Origin of the sequence: Kosakonia sp. SMBL-WEM22, from assembly GCF_014490785.1 — a bacterium.
Classification (GTDB): Bacteria; Pseudomonadota; Gammaproteobacteria; order Enterobacterales; family Enterobacteriaceae; genus Kosakonia.
Window position 1 is genome coordinate 732,655 of record NZ_CP051488.1, and the last position, 18,460, is coordinate 751,114.

General features: G+C 56.9%; 19 protein-coding genes and 1 pseudogene. 12 read left to right on the forward strand and 8 right to left on the reverse strand.

What is annotated here, in order from left to right:
* Nucleotides 1–183: 183 nt before the first annotated feature.
* Nucleotides 184–567 (forward strand): annotated as a pseudogene (locus HF650_RS03525) (C40 family peptidase); the annotation flags it as partial.
* A 2-nt stretch (nucleotides 568–569) separates the two neighbouring features.
* On the opposite strand, the gene HF650_RS03530 reads toward HF650_RS03525, so the two are convergent.
* Nucleotides 570–1,985: a PLP-dependent aminotransferase family protein gene (locus tag HF650_RS03530; RefSeq protein ID WP_187801205.1), complete on the reverse strand. Its 1,416-nt coding sequence runs from the start codon at nucleotides 1,983–1,985 to the stop codon at nucleotides 570–572.
* A gap of 175 nt (nucleotides 1,986–2,160) precedes the next feature.
* Here HF650_RS03530 and HF650_RS03535 point away from each other — a divergent pair, with 175 nt between their 5' ends.
* The 10 genes from HF650_RS03535 to HF650_RS03580 all read left to right on the forward strand — a co-directional run bounded on the left by HF650_RS03535 (nucleotide 2,161) and on the right by HF650_RS03580 (nucleotide 9,448).
* The gene (locus HF650_RS03535) at nucleotides 2,161–2,325 is read left to right on the forward strand and encodes a DUF1127 domain-containing protein (protein WP_187801206.1); all 165 of its coding nucleotides are present in this window, start codon (nucleotides 2,161–2,163) and stop codon (nucleotides 2,323–2,325) included.
* Nucleotides 2,326–2,414: 89 nt separating this feature from the next.
* A complete protein-coding gene (locus tag HF650_RS03540; protein ID WP_023480386.1) occupies nucleotides 2,415–3,023 on the forward strand; it encodes an ATP-dependent Clp protease proteolytic subunit in 609 nt (202 codons plus the stop codon).
* Between the two features lie 93 nt (nucleotides 3,024–3,116).
* On the forward strand, nucleotides 3,117–4,166 hold the full coding sequence (locus HF650_RS03545) for a DUF1176 domain-containing protein (protein WP_187801207.1): 1,050 nt from the start codon (nucleotides 3,117–3,119) through the stop codon (nucleotides 4,164–4,166).
* A gap of 121 nt (nucleotides 4,167–4,287) precedes the next feature.
* On the forward strand, nucleotides 4,288–4,605 hold the full coding sequence (locus tag HF650_RS03550; RefSeq protein WP_206616705.1) for a helix-turn-helix transcriptional regulator: 318 nt from the start codon (nucleotides 4,288–4,290) through the stop codon (nucleotides 4,603–4,605).
* The gene (locus HF650_RS03555; protein WP_187801209.1) at nucleotides 4,605–5,843 is read left to right on the forward strand and encodes a HipA domain-containing protein; all 1,239 of its coding nucleotides are present in this window, start codon (nucleotides 4,605–4,607) and stop codon (nucleotides 5,841–5,843) included. The genes HF650_RS03550 and HF650_RS03555 overlap by 1 nt, the downstream gene beginning before the upstream one ends.
* A 14-nt stretch (nucleotides 5,844–5,857) precedes the next feature.
* Complete coding sequence (locus HF650_RS03560) at nucleotides 5,858–6,274, forward strand: FosA family fosfomycin resistance glutathione transferase (protein WP_187802595.1); 417 nt, start codon at nucleotides 5,858–5,860, stop codon at nucleotides 6,272–6,274.
* A 99-nt stretch (nucleotides 6,275–6,373) separates the two neighbouring features.
* Complete coding sequence (locus HF650_RS03565; RefSeq protein WP_187801210.1) at nucleotides 6,374–6,841, forward strand: MarR family transcriptional regulator; 468 nt, start codon at nucleotides 6,374–6,376, stop codon at nucleotides 6,839–6,841.
* A gap of 4 nt (nucleotides 6,842–6,845) precedes the next feature.
* On the forward strand, nucleotides 6,846–7,913 hold the full coding sequence (locus HF650_RS03570; protein WP_187801211.1) for an HlyD family secretion protein: 1,068 nt from the start codon (nucleotides 6,846–6,848) through the stop codon (nucleotides 7,911–7,913).
* Nucleotides 7,903–8,967 (forward strand): DUF2955 domain-containing protein, encoded by a 1,065-nt coding sequence (locus tag HF650_RS03575; RefSeq protein ID WP_187801212.1) that lies wholly within the window; start codon nucleotides 7,903–7,905, stop codon nucleotides 8,965–8,967. The genes HF650_RS03570 and HF650_RS03575 overlap by 11 nt, the downstream gene beginning before the upstream one ends.
* A 46-nt stretch (nucleotides 8,968–9,013) precedes the next feature.
* Nucleotides 9,014–9,448, forward strand: a complete 435-nt coding sequence (locus HF650_RS03580; RefSeq protein WP_187801213.1) for a putative T6SS immunity periplasmic lipoprotein — start codon at nucleotides 9,014–9,016, stop codon at nucleotides 9,446–9,448.
* A gap of 86 nt (nucleotides 9,449–9,534) precedes the next feature.
* Here the strand turns inward: HF650_RS03580 and HF650_RS03585 are convergent, their stop codons facing one another.
* The 4 genes from HF650_RS03585 to HF650_RS03600 form a co-directional block, all read right to left on the reverse strand.
* Nucleotides 9,535–10,815: a DUF445 domain-containing protein gene (locus HF650_RS03585; protein ID WP_187801214.1), complete on the reverse strand. Its 1,281-nt coding sequence runs from the start codon at nucleotides 10,813–10,815 to the stop codon at nucleotides 9,535–9,537.
* A 40-nt stretch (nucleotides 10,816–10,855) separates the two neighbouring features.
* On the reverse strand, nucleotides 10,856–11,497 hold the full coding sequence (locus HF650_RS03590; RefSeq protein ID WP_187801215.1) for a LysE family transporter: 642 nt from the start codon (nucleotides 11,495–11,497) through the stop codon (nucleotides 10,856–10,858).
* A gap of 47 nt (nucleotides 11,498–11,544) precedes the next feature.
* Nucleotides 11,545–12,309, reverse strand: coding sequence for an AraC family transcriptional regulator (locus HF650_RS03595; protein ID WP_187801216.1), 765 nt, complete (start codon nucleotides 12,307–12,309; stop codon nucleotides 11,545–11,547).
* 119 nt (nucleotides 12,310–12,428) lie between these two features.
* Nucleotides 12,429–12,950, reverse strand: a complete 522-nt coding sequence (locus HF650_RS03600) for a VOC family protein (RefSeq protein WP_187801217.1) — start codon at nucleotides 12,948–12,950, stop codon at nucleotides 12,429–12,431.
* A 334-nt stretch (nucleotides 12,951–13,284) separates the two neighbouring features.
* On the opposite strand from HF650_RS03600, the gene HF650_RS03605 reads away from it, so the two are divergent.
* The gene (locus HF650_RS03605; RefSeq protein ID WP_187801218.1) at nucleotides 13,285–14,655 is read left to right on the forward strand and encodes an NAD-dependent succinate-semialdehyde dehydrogenase; all 1,371 of its coding nucleotides are present in this window, start codon (nucleotides 13,285–13,287) and stop codon (nucleotides 14,653–14,655) included.
* 156 nt (nucleotides 14,656–14,811) lie between these two features.
* Here the strand turns inward: HF650_RS03605 and yjiA are convergent, their stop codons facing one another.
* The 3 genes from yjiA to HF650_RS03620 form a co-directional block, all read right to left on the reverse strand.
* The gene (gene yjiA, locus HF650_RS03610) at nucleotides 14,812–15,768 is read right to left on the reverse strand and encodes a GTPase (RefSeq protein WP_187801219.1); all 957 of its coding nucleotides are present in this window, start codon (nucleotides 15,766–15,768) and stop codon (nucleotides 14,812–14,814) included.
* Nucleotides 15,769–15,778: 10 nt separating this feature from the next.
* On the reverse strand, nucleotides 15,779–15,982 hold the full coding sequence (locus HF650_RS03615) for a YbdD/YjiX family protein (RefSeq protein WP_042714577.1): 204 nt from the start codon (nucleotides 15,980–15,982) through the stop codon (nucleotides 15,779–15,781).
* 62 nt (nucleotides 15,983–16,044) lie between these two features.
* A complete protein-coding gene (locus tag HF650_RS03620) occupies nucleotides 16,045–18,198 on the reverse strand; it encodes a carbon starvation CstA family protein (RefSeq protein WP_187801220.1) in 2,154 nt (717 codons plus the stop codon).
* Between the last annotated feature and the right edge of the window lie 262 nt (nucleotides 18,199–18,460).

The window sequence follows — 18,460 nt, forward strand, 5'->3', positions numbered from 1 at the left end:
CTCCGAGGGTTTTTGGGGCTTTTTTTTACGCTTCTTGTGCTGTCGCTTGTGACCGGGTGTGTGCAAACTTCCTCGCGCACGGCGACGCCACTATTAACGCCATCTGAGACGCGTGCGCAGGCCGCTACCGCGCATCATCAGGCGCAGCGAAAAGCACGTGTGCGCGAATCGTTGCTTACGGTGATGAAACGCCTGGAGAAACAGCTCGGTAAACCTTACGTGCGTGGTGGCATCTCACCGCGGCGGGGGTTCGACTGTAGTGGGCTGGTGGTCTACGCCTATAACACGGTGCTGGAGCGCAAACTCCCGCGCACAACCCGTGCCATGTTCAGAGATAGAGGACTGAAAAAAGTGGCTCGCCATAAGCTGCGCCGCGGTGATCTGGTCTTCTTTCGCAGTAAAGCGCGCGGCCCGGCGGATCACGTTGGTGTCTATCTAGGTAACGATACCTTTATTGAAGCACCGCGCAGCGGGCTGAAGATCCGCATCAGTAACCTGACAAATGATTACTGGCAGGATCACTACCTCGGCGCGCGGCGAATTCTGACCAACGAGGCGATTCTCTGAAGCTACGCCTCCAGCGCATGATGGATCGCCGTGCCCAGCCGTTTGATCGCTTCCCGTTTGATTTCATCCGGCGGCAGCGCGCAGTTAAGGCGCAGGCAGTTGCGATATTTGCCGGAAGCAGAAAAGAGCGAGCCGGGTGCTATCTGGATTTTTAACCGGCAGAGCTGGCGCGAAACGCAGACCATATCGACGCTCTCCGGCAGCTCAACCCACAGCATAAAGCCTCCCTGCGGGCGCGTAACGCAGATACCGCACGGAAAATATTGCCGCACCCAGCAGGTGTAGATCGCCAGCCGCTGCTGATACATCTGGCGCATCCGGCGTACGTGGCGGTGGTAGTGCCCGTCGCGGATAAATGCCGCTACCGCCAGCTGAGTGGCGGGAACATTGGTGCCGATGGCGGCATATTTTTTATGCAGCACCCGATCCAGATAGCGCCCCGGCGCGATCCAGCCAATGCGCAGACCCGGTGCCACGGTTTTGGTCAATGAGCTGCACAGCAGCACGCGGCCATCAATATCGTAGGATTTGATGGTACTCGGGCGCGGGTAATCGGTGGCCAGCTCGCCATAAATATCATCTTCGAAAATGACAATATCGTGACGCTGCGCCAGCGACAGCGCCGCTTTTTTGCGCGCCTCCGGCATCACAAATCCGAGCGGATTCTGGCAGTTAGGCACCAGGATCACCCCTTTAATTGGCCACTGCTCCAGCGCCAGCTCCAGCGCTTCAATACTGATCCCTGTTTCGGGATCGGTCGGAATTTCAATCGCTTTAATATCCAGCCCGCGCAGCAGCTGCATGGTGCCGTAGAAGCAGGGCGATTCGACGGCGACAATATCCCCCGGATTACAGACCGCCATCAGCGCCAGCGACAGCGCCGGGTGGCAGCCTGCGGTAATGACAATCTCTTCCGCATTTAACGAAGTGCCACCATCAAGCATCAGGCGGGCGATCTGCTCGCGCAGTTCGTGCTGGCCGGGGAGGGGATCATAGCTGATGGCATCCATTACCTGGTGCTGCGCGATGCGGCTCATCTCCTTCCATAGCGGTTTGAGGGTTGCCTGGGTGAGATCCGGTGCGCCGCCACCGAAGGCGACAATCTCTTTATCCGTGCGCGCATCGAGCAGGGTTAACACTTCATCCCACTGCGTAACGTCAACCGGGCGCTGCACCGGGCGCGACATCGCCGGCACCGGCGGTTTGGCTTTGCGCGGTGCGACAAAGTAGCCGGAGCGCGGCTGCGGGGTGATTAACTGCAATGTTTCCAGAACCTGATAGGCCTGCTGTACGGTACTGATACTGACGCCATGCTCCTGGCTCAGGCTGCGCACTGAGGGTAATTTCTCACCGTGACGATATAAGCCATGTTCAATGCGCTCTGCCAGCAAGGTGGCAAGATGTTGGTAGCGGGTCATGCTGTATCCTAAAAAATCACCATACAGTTGCGAAAAACAGTACAGATCGGCAGTGATAGTGGCGTTCAGATCCTCTTTTACGGCATCTGTATGTTAAAGAAAACTATTTTCTGAATCTGTATTGTACAGGGCGATCGCAGCGAAGATAGAGCTCTTTTCAGGCGAGGAGAGCAAGATGGAATTTTTCGAAAATCGACCACGGCGCCCGTTTTCCGGGTTTGTTTTACTCTGGCGCAGCGTGCGGCGCTGGCACCTGTTGGCGAAAACCCGACGCGACCTGCGCAGGCTGAGTGACGAGCAGTTAAAGGATATGGGGCTACGACGCAGTGATATCAGTTGAGGGCGAAAAGGGCGCAGGAAATATCTGGTGGTTCCCGCCCACCCTGCGTTGGGCTATGCTTAGCTGCATAACCTGAAGGGAGAGAGCACATGCATTTTATTACTAACCACGATGATGACGACAAAAAAGAGAAAGAAGCGGGCAATGCCAGCCAGCTGATGCAGCAGAAACTGCTGGATGCGCGTTCGATCATCATCTCTGGTGAGATCAACCAGGCGCTGACTGAGAAAGTGGTGACCCAGCTTCTGCTGCTGCAGGGGATCAGCGATGCGCCGATCAAAATCTATCTCAACAGCCAGGGCGGCCATGTCGAAGCAGCGGATACCATTCACGACATGATCAAATTTATTACCCCGGAAGTACATATCATCGGCACCGGCTGGGTCGCCAGCGCCGGGATCACCATCTTCCTCGCGGCGAAGAAAGAGCACCGTTACTCGCTGCCGAACACCCGCTTTATGATTCACCAGCCGCTGGGCGGCGTGCGTGGTCAGGCGAGCGATATCGAAATTGAAGCGAAAGAGATCATCCGTACCCTTGAGCGTGTGAATCGCATGATCGCCGACGCGACCGGCCAGCCGGTGGAGAAAGTGAAGCAGGATACCGATCGCAACTTCTGGATGAACACCAAAGAGGCGATGGATTACGGCATTGTCTCCCGCGTGGTCAACTCCTACGCCGATCTCAACCTCGACTAATCTGTTGTGCTTTTCTGAGGCGGGAACTCTCTCGCCTCATCTTTTTTCCTGATTTCTTCCGCACCCTGACGCCTTTCTCAATGGAGTGATGGCATGAAAAAGAGTATCACCGCGGCGCTGATAACTGCAGCGACCCTGAGCCTTCCCGTGCTGGCGGCACCTGCCAGCGTCTCGTTCGAACATAAAGATTGGCAAGTGGTGTGCGATAACACCCTGACCTGCCGCGCTGCGGGCTACAGCACGGAAGAGGATGCCACCGGCTCGGTGTTGATCACCCGTAAAGCGGGGCCGCAGACGGCGGTCACCGTGCAGGTGGTGCTGGCAGATATGGACGGCAGTGAACCGCCATCACCGGCGAAGCTGGCGCTGTGGATTAACGGTAAATCCCTCGGCGCGTTAACCCCTGGCGATAACGACACCTGGCGTCTGACGGACGCTCAGGCAGCGCAGATGATTGCTGCGGTGAAGGGCAGCGACAACGTTGAGTTCAGAGGCGGCGCGAGACCCTTTGTGCTCTCTGGCGACGGCGCGTCTGCCGCGCTGCTGAAGGTTGATGATGTACAGGGGCGCGTCGGCACGCCGGGCGCACTGAGTAAAAAAGGCAATAAACCCGAATCCTCGGTTACGGCGGCGATCCCCGCTCCGGTGATCCAGGCCGCAACCGTAAGCAAAGGCAAGGCGCGTACACTGAGCGCAGCGGAAGCAAAAAAAGTGACGCCGCAGCTGCTCGCGACTCTCGGTAAAGATGATGACTGTGACCGCCTCGCCAATCCGCAAGAGGAGAGGGTTGAGGGCGATAATGACTTAACCCTGACGCCGCTGGACGCAAAGCATGGCCTGGTTTCCGCACTCTGCTGGCGCGCCGCCTATAACGAAGGGTACGGCTACTGGGTGGTCGACACCGCCCTGAAAGGGAAGCCGCAGTTCGTCACCAGTTCAGGTACCGACTACAGTGATGGCGCCATTACGCTTGCGCAGCGCGGGCGCGGAATTGGCGACTGCTGGGCATCTGCCGAGTGGGTGTGGGATGGCGAAGCGTTTCGTCGGAGCAGCGAAGGGACCACCGGCCTGTGCCGCGGTATCCGCGCGGGCGGTGCCTGGGCGCTGCCCGAGTTTGTCGCCGAGGTGAAAGCCGCGAAATAATCCTCTGCGCACCGCCGCGATCTGATGATGGAAAGCGGTGCTGTTCATTTTGCGCACTTTACCTTCGGTTTAATGGTCACTATACTTACCAAATTCAAAATTAATGGTAATGATAGTGACCATGACAGCAAGAGATAAACGCAGCGCGGTTATCTTTCCCCGCCATCAGCAAGTCCTCACGCAGTTTGGTGAGAACATCAAGCTTGCCCGCAAACGCCGAAAACTTACTCAGACTATGCTCTCAGAACGAACGGGGTTGAGCCGTCTTACCTTGCGAAAAATCGAGCAGGGCGACCCAGGGGTTTCGCTTGGGCACTATGTGGCTGTGCTTGGCGTCCTGGGGCTGGTCGATGATTTTCTTCTGCTTGCCAGGGATGATGAACTGGGGCGCAAGTTGCAGGATATTGAGCTTTTAAGGAAGAGAGGAGAGCCTCGTTAATGACAACGGATGTTTGGGTGTATGCCGACTGGCAAGATTTTGTCGAGCCTGCGCGGGTTGGCCTGCTGTGTGCAGACAGGATACGCAATGGCGAGCATTTTAGTTTTCGCTATGACGATGCGTGGCTGATATCGCCCTTCGCGCAGAAAGTCGATCCCGAGCTGGAACTCTACTCCGGCGAGCAGCACAGCCAGGCGTCACGGAATTTTCGCGTTTTTCTCGACTCCTGTCCGGATCGCTGGGGACGGCTACTGATGAAACGGCGGGAGGCCATCCTTGCCCGGCATGAAGCGCGTCGACCACGGCAACTGGGTGAAATCGATTTTCTGTTGGGGGTGCATGATTTTCACCGTCAGGGGGCGTTGCGCTTCAAGCGCGCTCCTGACGGTGCCTTTCTTGACGATAACCACCGATTAGCGGCACCGCCATTGACCTCGTTAAGAGAGCTGGCGTATGCGGCAGCGCAGGTTGAACGTCATGACGAGCGTGACGACGCTGAGTATCTCAAATGGCTGGAAATGCTGATGTCGCCAGGCTCCTCGCTGGGCGGTGCGCGCCCTAAAGCCAGTGTGCGTGATGAAGAAAACCATCTATGGATCGCCAAATTTCCCAGCCGCTACGACGATTACGATATCGCCGCGTGGGAATTTATCACCTGGCAACTGGCGCGTAATGCAGGTATCGACATGGCAGAGTGCCGTATCGAGCGTTTTGGGAGTGAATACCACACCTTCCTGACTAAGCGTTTTGACAGAAAGCCCGATTCCCGCCTGCACTTTACCTCTGCGATGACACAGCTTGGTTATTACGATGGTGATTACGAGGCGTCCTACCTCGAGCTGGCGCAGTTCCTGACGGAAAAAGGCGCCCGCAGCCGCGACGATTTAGCCCAGCTTTGGCGACGCATCGTTTTCAATATTGCCGTTTCTAACAATGACGATCACCTGCGTAACCACGGATTTATCTATCAGCAGGGCGGCTGGAGATTGTCGCCCGCTTATGACATTAATCCGGTGCCGGATGCGCAGGGGCTACATCTCAATATCAGCGATAGTGATAACAGCCTCGATTTCGAACTGGCGATGTCAGTCATCGATTTTTTCCAGCTGAGCCGTTCACGAGCGCACGCGATTAAACAAGAAGTATTAAGCAGCGTAAGCCAGTGGCGCAGCCATGCGCAAGCGCTGGGCATCACCCGCAACGAGCAGGAAAGAGTGGCTCCGGCGTTTAACTTTTAATGGAGAGCGAGACCGTGCTCACTACCCTTAACCACCTTACGCTGGCGGTCAGCGAGCTGGCGCGCAGCGTTGATTTCTACCATCACTTGCTCGGCATGAGGCTGCATGCGCGCTGGGATAACGGCGCCTATCTCACCTGTGGCGATCTCTGGATCTGCCTCTCCGTCGATGAGGCGCGCCGGGTTATACCTGCCGATCAAAGCGATTACACCCACTACGCCTTCAGCGTTGACGAGGGCGCACTGGCAGCGTTTACCATGCGGCTGGAACAGGCGGGTGTGGTGAGCTGGAAGGTGAACAAAAGCGAAGGGGCGTCGTACTACTTCCTTGACCCGGACGGCCACAAGCTGGAAGCGCATGTTGGCGATCTGGCGCAGCGTCTGGCGGCTTGTCGCGCGAAGCCCTATCAGGGAATGGTGTTTTTTGATTGACCACCTCGCCTTTCACAATCCATGCTCTTTGTCCCGCCGTTTCTTGATAGTTACCCTGATAACCTTTATCGTGCCCCTCCGCTAATGTGAGGGGACGTAATGACCGAAGATGAACTGTTTGCCCGCCGACCGCTGGGAATGCGCATGGCAATGGTAGTGCGCCAGTGGCGAGCGACCATTGATCATGCCCTGCGCGACACCGGAATTACCCAGTCGAGCTGGACGGTGCTGATGCAGTTGCAGCAACTGGGAGACAATGTTTCGGTCAGCGAGCTGGCGGAAGTGCAGGGCATTGAACTGCCGCCGCTGATGCGCACGCTCGCCCAGCTGGAGACGCAGGGGCTGATTGCGCGTACGACATCGCCGTACGACAAGCGTATTCGCCTGCTGAAATTGACCGCCAAAGGGTGTGCTCTGCTGGAGAAGATCACGCAAGTGATTGAAGCCTGCCAGCTGCGGGCAACGAAGAGTATCCCGGCGGAAGATCTGCAACAGTTCAGCGCCACGCTGAGCCAACTCGCCTGTAATCTGCGCGTGATGCGCGAAGAAGATAATAAAACCGAATAAGAAAATGATGACGCCTGAACAAAAATTTGCCCGCTGGGTAAGGGTCAGTATTGCCTCTTTCCTGCTGATGTTTGTCTATTTTATTGTCGCCGATATCTGGATCCCGCTGACGCCGGACTCCACCGTGATGCGCGTGGTAACCCCGGTTTCCGCCCGCGTCTCTGGCTATGTTTCTGAGGTTTACGTGCAGAACAACAGCCGGGTAAAGCGCGGCGATCTGCTCTACCGACTCGACGCCACTCCCTTTGAAAACCAGGTCGAAGCCGCGGAGATTGCGCTGGCGCAGGCGCGTCTGACCAATCAACAGCTCGATGCGCAGATCGCTGCCGCGCAGGCGAGCCTGAAAACGGCGCAGCTAACGGCGCAGAATAATCGCGTCAGCTTTGAGCGCTATCAGCGCCTCGGCAAAATGCAGAGTGTCTCGCAGTCCGATCTCGATAACGTGCGCACCACCTGGCAGGGGAGCGAGCAGACGGTGACGAATCTTAACGCCAGCATCGAAGCGCTGCGTATTCAGCGCGGTGAACGAGATGAGGCGCATAACGTCACGCTGCAAAAATACCGCAATGCGCTGCAACAGGCGCAGCTGAACCTCGGCTGGACGCAGGTGCGCGCCGAAGCGGACGGCACGGTCAGCAACCTGCAACTTAGCCCCGGTTTTTATGCCCAGGCGGGCGGCGCGTCGCTGGCGCTGGTGCATGAGAAGAGCGATATCGTCGCCGATTTTCGTGAAAAGAGCCTGCGCCATACGCATGTTGGCACCGATGCGGCGGTGGTGTTTGATGCGTTGCCAGGCCAGGTATTTCACGCCCATGTCACCAGCAGCGATGCGGGCACCCTCGCCGGGCAGGAGGCGGTAAACGGTCAACTGTCGGAGCCGGAAACTTCAAACCGCTGGGTGCGCGATGCGCAGCGTATGCGTATCCATGTAGCGCTGGATGAGCCGCTGCCAAAAGAGTTGCCGACCGGCGCGCGTGCCACGGTGCAGCTCTATAACAGCGAAGGGATCTTCGCCCGCTTCTTCTCCGGGCTGCAAATCCGCCTGGTAAGCCTGCTGCACTATGTCTATTAACACGCTGGCCCGCGTCTTTACGCCGCACGGCAACATCGTCTACACGGCGAATGATTTTCGCCAGACGCTGCGCATTGTTTTTGCCGGGATGATCGCCTTGAGCGTGTCGAGCTTTTACAACACCCAGTATGGCGTTTTCTATGTGATCTACCCGGTGATGCTGCTGTCGCTGGTGCCGGTCTTTAACCGCCACGTCGCCAAACAGTTTGTGTTCAGCGCGGTGATTAACTGCATCGAAATGGTGTTTATCATCGGCTATCTGATGCAGTGGCCGGTGATCATGACGCTGGTAGTGTTTGGGCTCTATGTGATGCGTTTTCGCTTTATGAGCAAAGGCCCGCTGTTTCTCTTTGGCTCTACCGGCGTGGTGTGCCAGAGCACGATGCTCAATTTTATGAGCTACCCGTCGAGCGACTGGCATACGCTGCTCTTTTCCAATATTGAGGCCAGTATTATGGCCGTCGCCCTCAGTGCGCTGATGCACTTTCTGCTGCCGGACGTTGAGCCGCGCACCCGCCCACCGCTGATTGAGAAAAACGCCGCCCGGGTGCGCCACGAATCACTGCTCTCCGGCACTGTGGCGACGATGATTTTTGTTGTCTTCCAGATGAGCGATTTGAGCGATTCGCTCTCAGCATTGATGGCGGGAATTTTGATCCTCTTTCCGATGCACTATCGCGGGTCGGTGCTGAGCTCCTTATGGCGCGTAGTCGGCGTGGTGCTGGCGTGTCTCTATATCCTGCTGGTACAGCTGATCCTCTATAACCACAGCAGCCATATGCTGTTGATGATGCCACTGATCGGCCTGGGGCTGGCCTTTAGCGCGCGGCTGCATGTGATGGAGAAGGTGGGCGCAGGCGTCGGTTTCGCCAGCGTCACCACCATCGGCATTATGTTTGGCCAGAATCTGCACCCGGACACCGACCTGGTGTTCAGCGACCTGTACCGCATTGTCTCCGTTACCGTCTCGCTGGTGGCGACGCTGACGATGGTCTATCTGGTGCACCTGATTTTGAACCGCTTTGAAGCGACACGGTTTGTGATTGAGGAGTGAGCAGAAGTCAGTTATAAAGCGTTGTTTTACGGGTGCGGGGATCCTCATGGAACTGATTACCAATAAAAGCCCATGCTTGCTGCTTATTGTCGCAGGCTCCATCGCGTTGACAGGCTGTCCTGGACAGGGCGATCGCCTGAAGGCGGATGAAACTACAACCGTACTGAAAGAGGGTGATAACGTCTGCTTCGTGGTTCCAAATGCAAGGGATTTTCAGCCGAGCTTTATCGCGATAAATCCCCGTGAGACACCCGTGCAAGAGAGAAAATATACCTTTTTACCGCAACTGAAAGTGCGCGATGAAAAGCTGTGTATTCCCCCCTCGTTTTATTCATTTTCAATGAATGGACAATTTGTTGTTAACTACATTCTCAAATCGCGCACTCAGGATGATTCGCCCAGAAGCGTTGTGGTTGGCATCGAGTTTAGACAAGGGAGCGTTGTAAACTTTCCTCTCGCCACTAATGAGATCGCACGCTGATAGCCAATTGCCGAATGGCGCTGCGCTTATCCGGCCTACGGTTCGCTTTTGTAGGCCGGATAAGGGGTGAGCCGCCATCCGGCAACTCAGAGGGCAGAGAGGTTTAAGAGCGCCGGAATCTGCGACAAGAGGTACAAAATCAGGCCGATACAGCCGCCGACCAGCGTGCCGTTAATACGGATAAATTGCAGATCCTTGCCGATATTCAGCTCCACCTGGTAAGACATATCCCGCGCATCCCAGCTCTTCACCGTGTCGCTAATATGGCGCGTCAGGAAAGCTGAAAACTCTGGTGCCACGCGATGGGCCGCCTGTTCGAGGTGCTCGTTAAGCGAGGTGCGTAGCGCGCCGTCTGCCAGCAGCGTTTCGCCAAACCACAGCCCGGCTTCACTGATGCGCTTTTGCATTTTTGAATCCTCGGACTGCATATCAGCTTTCATCCAGTTGCGCAGATCGCCCCACATCTCGCCGACGTAGCGGTTAAACGCCTCATCATTCTTCAGATACTCTTTGATGTTTTCCGCCCGCTCCGCCATCTCCGGATCGCTTTTCAGGTTGGCGATCAGTTTCATCGTCGCGCGATCGAACGCCTGGCGGATCTGGTGTGTGCGATCGGCATTGATATCATCCAGCAGTGAGTTGACGGCATCGGAGACCAGCGCCGCGCTCTGCTCCCCCAGCCACTCTTTCGGCAGCACTTTCGCCTTCAACGGATGGTCGGTCTCCAGCCAGTGCACCACCTGGCGGGCGATAAAGGTGCGCGTACTTTCCCGCTGCAACAGCGCAATCAGTTGAGTAATTAACGTGTCCAGCAACTTCTGGTGGCGGTTGTTACGCGTCAGGCTCTCCAGCATCAGGGCGCTGGTTTGCGTTAAATCGACTTTATCGATCGCTTTATGCACTGCCCGGCGGATCAGCCGCTGAATACGGCTGTCATCGGTCATCTCGAGAAAGCCGCTCATCACTTGCAACAGATGCGTGCCGACGCGCTGCGCGTTCTCCGGCTGGCTGAACCAGACGCCGATCATCTGCGCGGGCTGATGCCGCTGGATTAGCGCTACCAGTGATTGGGTATCAAGAAACTTCTCCTGCACGAACTGCCCAAGATTGTCGCCAATCCGGTCTTTATTGCGCGGAATGATCGCCGTATGGCGGGAGATAAACGGCAGTGGTACGCGGCGAAACAGCGCCACCACCGCAAACCAGTCGGCCAGCGCGCCGACCATCGCCGCTTCGGCAATGGCCTTGACCCCGCTCACCCAGAAGTTCGGCGGCAGAAAGAGAGTGGTAACAAATACCGCGGCAGCGACCAGCAGCAGCGACAGCGCCAGTCGTTTGGCTCGCTTCAGTTCAGCTAATTTTTCCATCTGATAAGCATAGAACTCAACGGTGAGTTCATGCAAAGGGTTAATAGATAAGTAGATTGCACAGCAGTGTCCACACAATCCACCCGCCAAACACCATCAGCACTACGCCGGCGATGCGCTCTATCCAGCAGATGCTGCGGCTCAGACGCCGTTGCAGCGCAGGCAGGCCAATCAGGCTGACCAGCGCTAAATCCCACAGCAGCACTACCATCACCATCCACACACCGCTGACCGATTGTTGCAGCAGCGTCACATCCGGGCCGAGCAGGGCGGTCATCAGCGCAAGGTAGAAGAGGGCGTTTTTCGGGTTGAGCAGCGCCGAGCCGAGGCCAAGTAAAAACTGTTTACCGATGCCGGGGCAGCGCTGCTGCGTCTCATCCAGCGCCAGTGTTTGCGGGCGGCTGCGCACCAGGTGTGAGCCAATCCACAGCAGATATAGCGCGCCGAGCAGTTCGATGGCGGTAAACAGCCCGCTGAAGTGGCGCAGTGCGCTGGCCCCGATAATCACCAGCAGAATATAGAGCGCGTTGCCGAAAGCGACGCCGATGCACAATCCGGCGCTACCGCGCAGGCGGTAACGGATGGCGTAACCTATCAGCAGGAAAAAGTCCGGGCCGGGGCTGAGCAGCGCGACAAAGTGTGCCAGCGCCAGGGCGGGAAACGCGGCGGGAAAGATATCCATAGTGACCTCGCATAAAAGAGTGCGGTCACCATAGCCGCTGCGCGGCGCTATTTATTGTCTGATATTGATCCGAGCGCGTACTGGCGCGGTGTGGCGGCGGTGTAGCTGACAAAGGTTTTATGAAAGTGGCTCTGATCGGCAAAACCGCTCTGGTAGCCGACATCCGCCAGTTTATCCCCGGCGCGCAGACGGCTTTTGGCAAACTCGACGCGGACGAGGTTAAGAAAGCTGCCGGGGGTTAAGCCGGTGTCGCGCTTGAAGGTGCGGATCAGCGTCTCTTTGCGCAGCGAAAAGGCGTGGGCCAGCGCATCCAGCGTCGGCGGCTGCTGCAAATTCTCTTGCAACGCCATCTGCACCTGCTCGCTGACCGCGCGGAGTGGTTCATCGCCAGACACATTTGGCAGTGCGGCGAGCAGAGTCTGGATAGCACCTGGTAATGGCTGCGTCTGATTGCTCTCGATCAGCGCGACGATATGCAGAAAGTGTTCGAACAATTGCGGGTCACGAATCACCTGCTGGGCGCGGTTTTCATCAGCCAGATAGAGCATATGATAACTGCGCGGTTGCCCGGCGAGCGGGTTGCAGCTGTGCGGCGTCAGGGCCGGGATAATAATCAGATCGCCTGGCCGCAGCAGGTATTCCTGCTGGTGGCAGACGCAGCGGGTCTGGCCCTCAATAATCGCGCCGATGGAGAGCTCCGCGTGGCGGTGGCGCTTATAGGCCTGCGTGCTGGTGTGGGTGCTGCGTAGCTCCATGCCGGGCAGCGCCGGGGAGCGGAAAAAACTTTGTGTGATATCGCGAGTCACTGCCATTCATCACCTCGGTCCGGGGCGGTTTTCCGGTATAACACAGCGCGTCAGGGATCGTGAAACGCATTGTGCAGAAGCCGCCACTTTGGGTAGGCGTATTAAAAGCCTGCGCCGGCAAATTGTCACGGCTTCCAGCGGCGCAGCGGCGTGTCGTGCTCGTAGGGCATTGGTGTCGGGTAAGTGATAAATTCGACGATGCTGCCCCACGGCGTGCGGCCATAGCAAAAGCAGTTGCCGTCGCCCTTCTCGGTTGGGAAGCCCAGCGGCTGCGGTGCGGTAAAGATCTCGCCGCCCGCATCGGCAAACTGTTTCAGCGCGGCATCGATATTGTCGACATAGACCGCAAAGTGTTGCAGGCCAAAGTCGTTCGCCCGCAGCGGTTCGCGCTGGGAAGGCCCCTGCATTTCAAACAGCTCAATACCCGGCCCGTGTTGCAGCTTGAGCATGCTCACCGCTTTGATCACCGTACCCGGCACCAGCCGCAGCGTCTTTTGCTGCGCCTCGCTATCAATATCCTCATCGTCTGGTGCCACGGACTGGTAAATCAGCTCCGCGCCTAATGCCGCGGTAAGAAAACGGGTGGCGGCTTTTATATCCGGTACGGTAATACCAATATGATCGATCCCGCGAACGCTCTGCTGCATATTTCCTCCTGTTATTTGTGTGGTATTAAGCATAGCGGATGCAGGCGCGATGGAAATAAAGCGTCGTTAATCAAGTTTTAATTGAGCAAAAAGTAACAGGTGGGATCGTTTATTTACTTATCCAGATGTAGTTCATGGTTAAATAAGGTTTTGTTATCTGATTAATTATTTAACATGTTAATTTTAAATGTTTTTTTTGTGTTTTATCTTCAGGTTGGCAAAAATATCACGTTAAATGAAACATAAGAACACTCCGGATATACTCAACTTTACTTCAGGTCTCCCGACGTTTTACTACCCTTATTACCCTAAGCGGTAAATTAAGGAGACCCATATGGCTTACCAGACAGTGAATCCTTTCAATAATCAGCTGATCAAAGCGTATCCGAACCACAGCGATGCCGATATAGAGGCGACGTTGCGCCAGGCTGACGCCCTTTACCACTCCGAGTGGGCAAAAGGGAGCATCGACCAGCGGCTGCCGGTACTGCATAAACTGGCTGACCTGCTGGAGAGCCATCAGGAGGAGCTGGCAAAAATCGCCACCCAGGAGATGGGGAAACTGATTGCCCAGAGCCGCAGCGAGGTGCAGATCTGTGCGCAGATCGCCCGTTACTATGCGGACAACGCGAAAAAGTTCCTCGCCCCGGTGAAATATGACACCGAGCTGGGCGATGCCTGGGTTGAGCACCATCCGATCGGCATCATCATGGCAGTCGAGCCGTGGAACTTCCCGTATTATCAGCTCATTCGCGTGCTGGCCCCGAACCTGGCTGCCGGTAACCCGGTCATCTGTAAGCACGCCAGCATCGTGCCGCACTGCGCCGAAGCCTTCGCCCATCTGGTGCGTGAAGCGGGCGCACCGGAAGGGGCATGGACCAACCTGTTTATCTCTTCCGATCAAGTCTCAGCGATTATCGCTGACCCGCGCGTGCAGGGCGCAGCCCTGACCGGTTCGGAAAAAGCGGGTAGCGCGGTCGCCTCGCAGGCGGCGAAGCACATTAAAAAATCGACCCTCGAACTGGGTGGTAACGATGTCTTTATCGTGCTCGACGACGCCGATCTCGAGAAGGCGGTGAAAACTGGCGTACAGGCGCGTCTGGCTAACGCCGGGCAGGTTTGTACCGCGGCGAAACGCTTTATCGTGCACCAGAAGGTAGCCGATCAGTTCCTGCGCCAGTTCACCGACGCTTTCCAGCAGGTGAAGATGGGCGACCCGCTTGATGAGAGCACTACGCTTGGGCCGCTGTCGTCAAAAGATGCGCTGGAAACCCTTAGCAAACAGGTGAGTGAAGCGGTGCAAAAAGGGGCGAAACTTCACTTCGGCGGTAAGCCGGCGAAGAGTGACGGTAACTTCTTTGAGCCGACCATTCTGACCCATATTACCCGCGATAACCCGGCGTACTTCGAAGAGTTCTTCGGCCCGGTGGCGCAGATTTATGTGGTGCAGGACGATGAAGAGGCGGTACGCCTGGCAAACGACTCCCATTATGGCCTCGGCGGAGCGATCTTCAGCCGCGATATTGAGCGGGCGAAAGCGCTGGCCTCGCGGATTGAAACCGGGATGGTTTACATCAACTGGCTGACCGATACCGCAGCGGAACTGCCGTTTGGCGGGGTGAAACGCTCGGGCTTTGGTCGTGAGTTGTCGGATCTGGGGATCAAAGAGTTTGTGAACCAGAAGCTGGTGGTGGTGCGTCAGTAGCCTGAGTTGGCATCGCTTGCCGGATGGCGCTTGCGCTTATCCGGCCTACGGGTGAGCCGCCATTCGGTTTTTGCCGGATGGCGGCGTTGCCCTATCTGGCCTACGTATGTGCCGGTGTGTTTTTGTAGGCCTGATAAGCGCAGCGCCATCAGGCAGTTACTTTTTCAGCCCGGCAAACGCCGCTCTGATCTCCTCTTCCGGCAACTGCACGCCGATAAACACCAGCGTACTGTGCGGCGTTTCGGCGCCCCACGGGCGATCCCAGTCGGCGCTGTAGAGGCGCTGCACACCCTGAAAGAGCAGGCGGTTCGGCTCGCCATCGATCCACAGCATCCCTTTGTAGCGCAGCAGCTTCTCCGCAAAGCTCAGCAGCAAGTTTTCCATCACCCGCGATACCTCGCTGATATCTACCGGGTAGTCGAGCTCCACCACAATGGAGCTGATATCGTTCTGCTTATCAGCCATAAAGTGGAAGCGCGGTTTGGCGGCGACCACGTTCTCTTCGAGCATAAAACCGCTGGTATTAAACAGCAGCGCGAGGTCGATATCGCCGTGGGTCACGGTGTAGATTGGCGCGCGGGCATTGATGCGGGCCAGCCGTTCGCGCAGCGGCGCGTTATCCGGCGCGACATCGGTCTTAGTTAGCAGAATACGATCCGCGTAACCGACCTGCGATTGCGCCAGCGTAAACTGGTTCATCTGTTCATCGGCATGCACTGCATCGACCAGCGCGATCACGCCGTCGAGCAGGTAGCGTTGGCAGAGGATCTCATGGGAGAAGAAGGTCTGAATGATCGGGCCGGGATCGGCCATGCCGGTACACTCGATCACCAACCGATCAAAGTGGAGTTCGCCGCGATCAAGCCCGTCGAGCAGATCCAACAGCGCATCTTCCAGCTCATTCGAGCGGCTACAGCAGATGCAGCCATTGGTCAGGGTTTTGATCTGCGTGGCGCGATCGCCAATCAGCTGATCGTCAACGGAGACCTCGCCGAACTCATTTTCGATAACCGCAATCTGATAGCCGTGTTGTGCATTGAGGATGTGGCGCAAGAGGGTGGTTTTGCCGGCACCGAGAAAGCCGGTCAGCAGGGTAACTGCAACAGGTGTCATGGACTCTCCTTTAACAACAGCGGACGCCGCCTTTGCCATCGCCGCCGTAACGCGCCTGTTGACGCTCGCGGAAAAACGCTTCGTAGGTCATATAGGGCGTATCGGGATGGTTGGTTTTCATATGATCAACATAGTTGTCATAGTCTGGAATACCAATCAGCATTTTTGCCGCCTGCCCGAGGTACTTTTTAGCCTGGCCTAAGTTACCAAACATTCGCGCATCCAGATATTGATAAAGCCGGAGCGGGGCACGCCCGCTCCGGCACAGGGTTGAGATTAATGGTACGAAGAGGTTTTAACGCCGCCTTCCGGCACCGGCACATACGGCGTCTCTTTATCGGTACGCGTGGTGTTATTGCGTACCTGGAGCCACGTTTTGATGCCGTAGAAGATGATGCTGTAAACCACCACGAGGAACAGAATGCTTAACCCGGCGTTGGTGTAGTTGTTCACCACGATATGGTTCATGTTGGCAATCTGCTCTGCGCTCAGTTCGCTGTCGCCCGCGGCAATCTTCGCCTTGTACTGGTTCGCCATATAGAGGAAGCCTTCCAGTTGCGGGTTGCTGCTAAAGAGCTTCAGGCCGAGCGCCCAGGTGGTGCAGATCAGCAGCCAGGTGGCCGGAATGACCGTTACCCAGATATATTTGGTGCGCTGCATCTTCACCAGGATCACCGTGCCGAGCAGCAGGGCAACGGCGGCCAGCATCTGGTTAGAGATACCGAACAGCGGCCACAGGCTCTTCACACCGCCTAATGGATCGACCACGCCCTGATAGAGCAGATAACCCCACAGGCCAACGCAACCGGCAGTCCCCACCACACCGGCGACCAGCGAGTCGGTTTTCTTCAGGAACGGCACGAAGTTACCCAGCAGGTCCTGCAGCATAAAGCGGCCTGCGCGGGTGCCCGCATCCAGCGCGGTCAAAATAAAGAGCGCTTCAAACAGAATGCCGAAGTGATACCAGAAACCCATATCCGCCATCGGAATGATTTTGTGGAACACGTGGGCAATACCGACAGCCAGCGTCGGCGCGCCGCCCGCGCGGTTCAGCACGGAGGGTTCACCGATATCTTTCGCGGTTTGCAGGATCTGCTCCGGCGAAATCACAAAGCCCCAGGAGCTGACCGTTGCCGCGGCGTGCGCGGTGACATCCTGCAGCTGCGCCATAATCATCGGCGCATGCTCGGTGCCCAGTTCATGCAGGTTTGGCATGGTGATGCCGAGACCCGCAGGCGGTGTGTTCATGGCGAAATAGAGGCCCGGTTCGATAATGGAGGCTGCCACCAGCGCCATCACCGCCACAAAGGACTCCATCAGCATCGCGCCATACCCGATAAAGCGCGCGTCGGTCTCATTGGCCAGCAGTTTCGGCGTGGTACCGGAGGCGATCAGCGCATGGAAGCCGGAGACCGCGCCGCAGGCGATGGTAATAAACAGGAAGGGGAAGAGCGCGCCTTTCCACAGCGGGCCGGTGCCGTCGATATACTGCGTTACCGCAGGCATCTTCAGTTCCGGGTTGAGGATCACAATTCCCAGCGCCAGGCCGACAATCACGCCGATTTTCAGGAACGTTGCCAGGTAGTCGCGCGGGGCGAGGATCAGCCACACCGGCAGCAGAGCTGAGATAAAGGCATAGCCAATCAGCGCAAAGGTGATGGTGGTATCTTTAAAGGTCAGCGCCGGGCCCCAGTAAGGATCTTGCGCGATAACGCCGCCCATCCAGATTGACGCCACCAGCAGCACAATGCCGATCACCGACACTTCGCCGACGCGGCCCGGGCGCAGGAAGCGCATATAGATGCCCATAAACAGTGCGATTGGCACCGTTGAGCAGACGGTAAAGACGCCCCACGGGCTCTCTGCCAGCGCTTTCACCACGATCAGCGCCAGCACCGCCAGAATGATAATCATGATTAGGAAGCAGCCGAAGAGGGCGATGGTGCCCGGCACGCGGCCCATCTCCTCTTTCACCATCTCGCCCAGCGATGCACCGTTACGGCGTGAGGAGATAAACAGCACCATAAAGTCCTGCACGGCACCCGCCAGCACCACACCGGCCAGTAGCCAGAGCGTGCCGGGCAGGTAACCCATCTGCGCGGCGAGCACCGGGCCAACCAGCGGACCGGCACCGGCGATAGCGGCAAAGTGGTGACCAAACAGCACATAGCGGTTGGTCGGCACGTAGTTAAGACCGTCGTTATTGATCACCGCCGGCGTAGCGCGGGTCGGATCGAGTTTCATCACCTTCTGGGCGATGTAGAGGCTGTAGTAGCGATAAGCAACAAGATAAACAGAGACGGAGGCGACCACGATCCACAGGGCGCTGACATGCTCACCCCGGCGTAACGCGACGACCGACAGACAAAAAGCACCGATTATTCCAAGGATGACCCACGGAATGTGCTTAAAGCGTTTTTTTGTATCCATAGCAGACCTGGTTTTTATCAGAAATAGGGAAGAGGAGCGTGTGGTGTTAAACAGGACAAATGCTGCAGCCATGATGGCAAATCACGCGCGCGAAAGGGGGCTATTTTGCCGAGCGGTTATATAAGCGCGCCAAGCGGTAGTGAAGCGGGAGTAAGAGGTTTTACACTCTAACTATTCCGAGAGATTATGTAAGCGAGATCACGAAAGATAGCTGCAGAAAGTCGCTGGATAGGCACCGTAACAAGCTTATGCCGCTATTAAT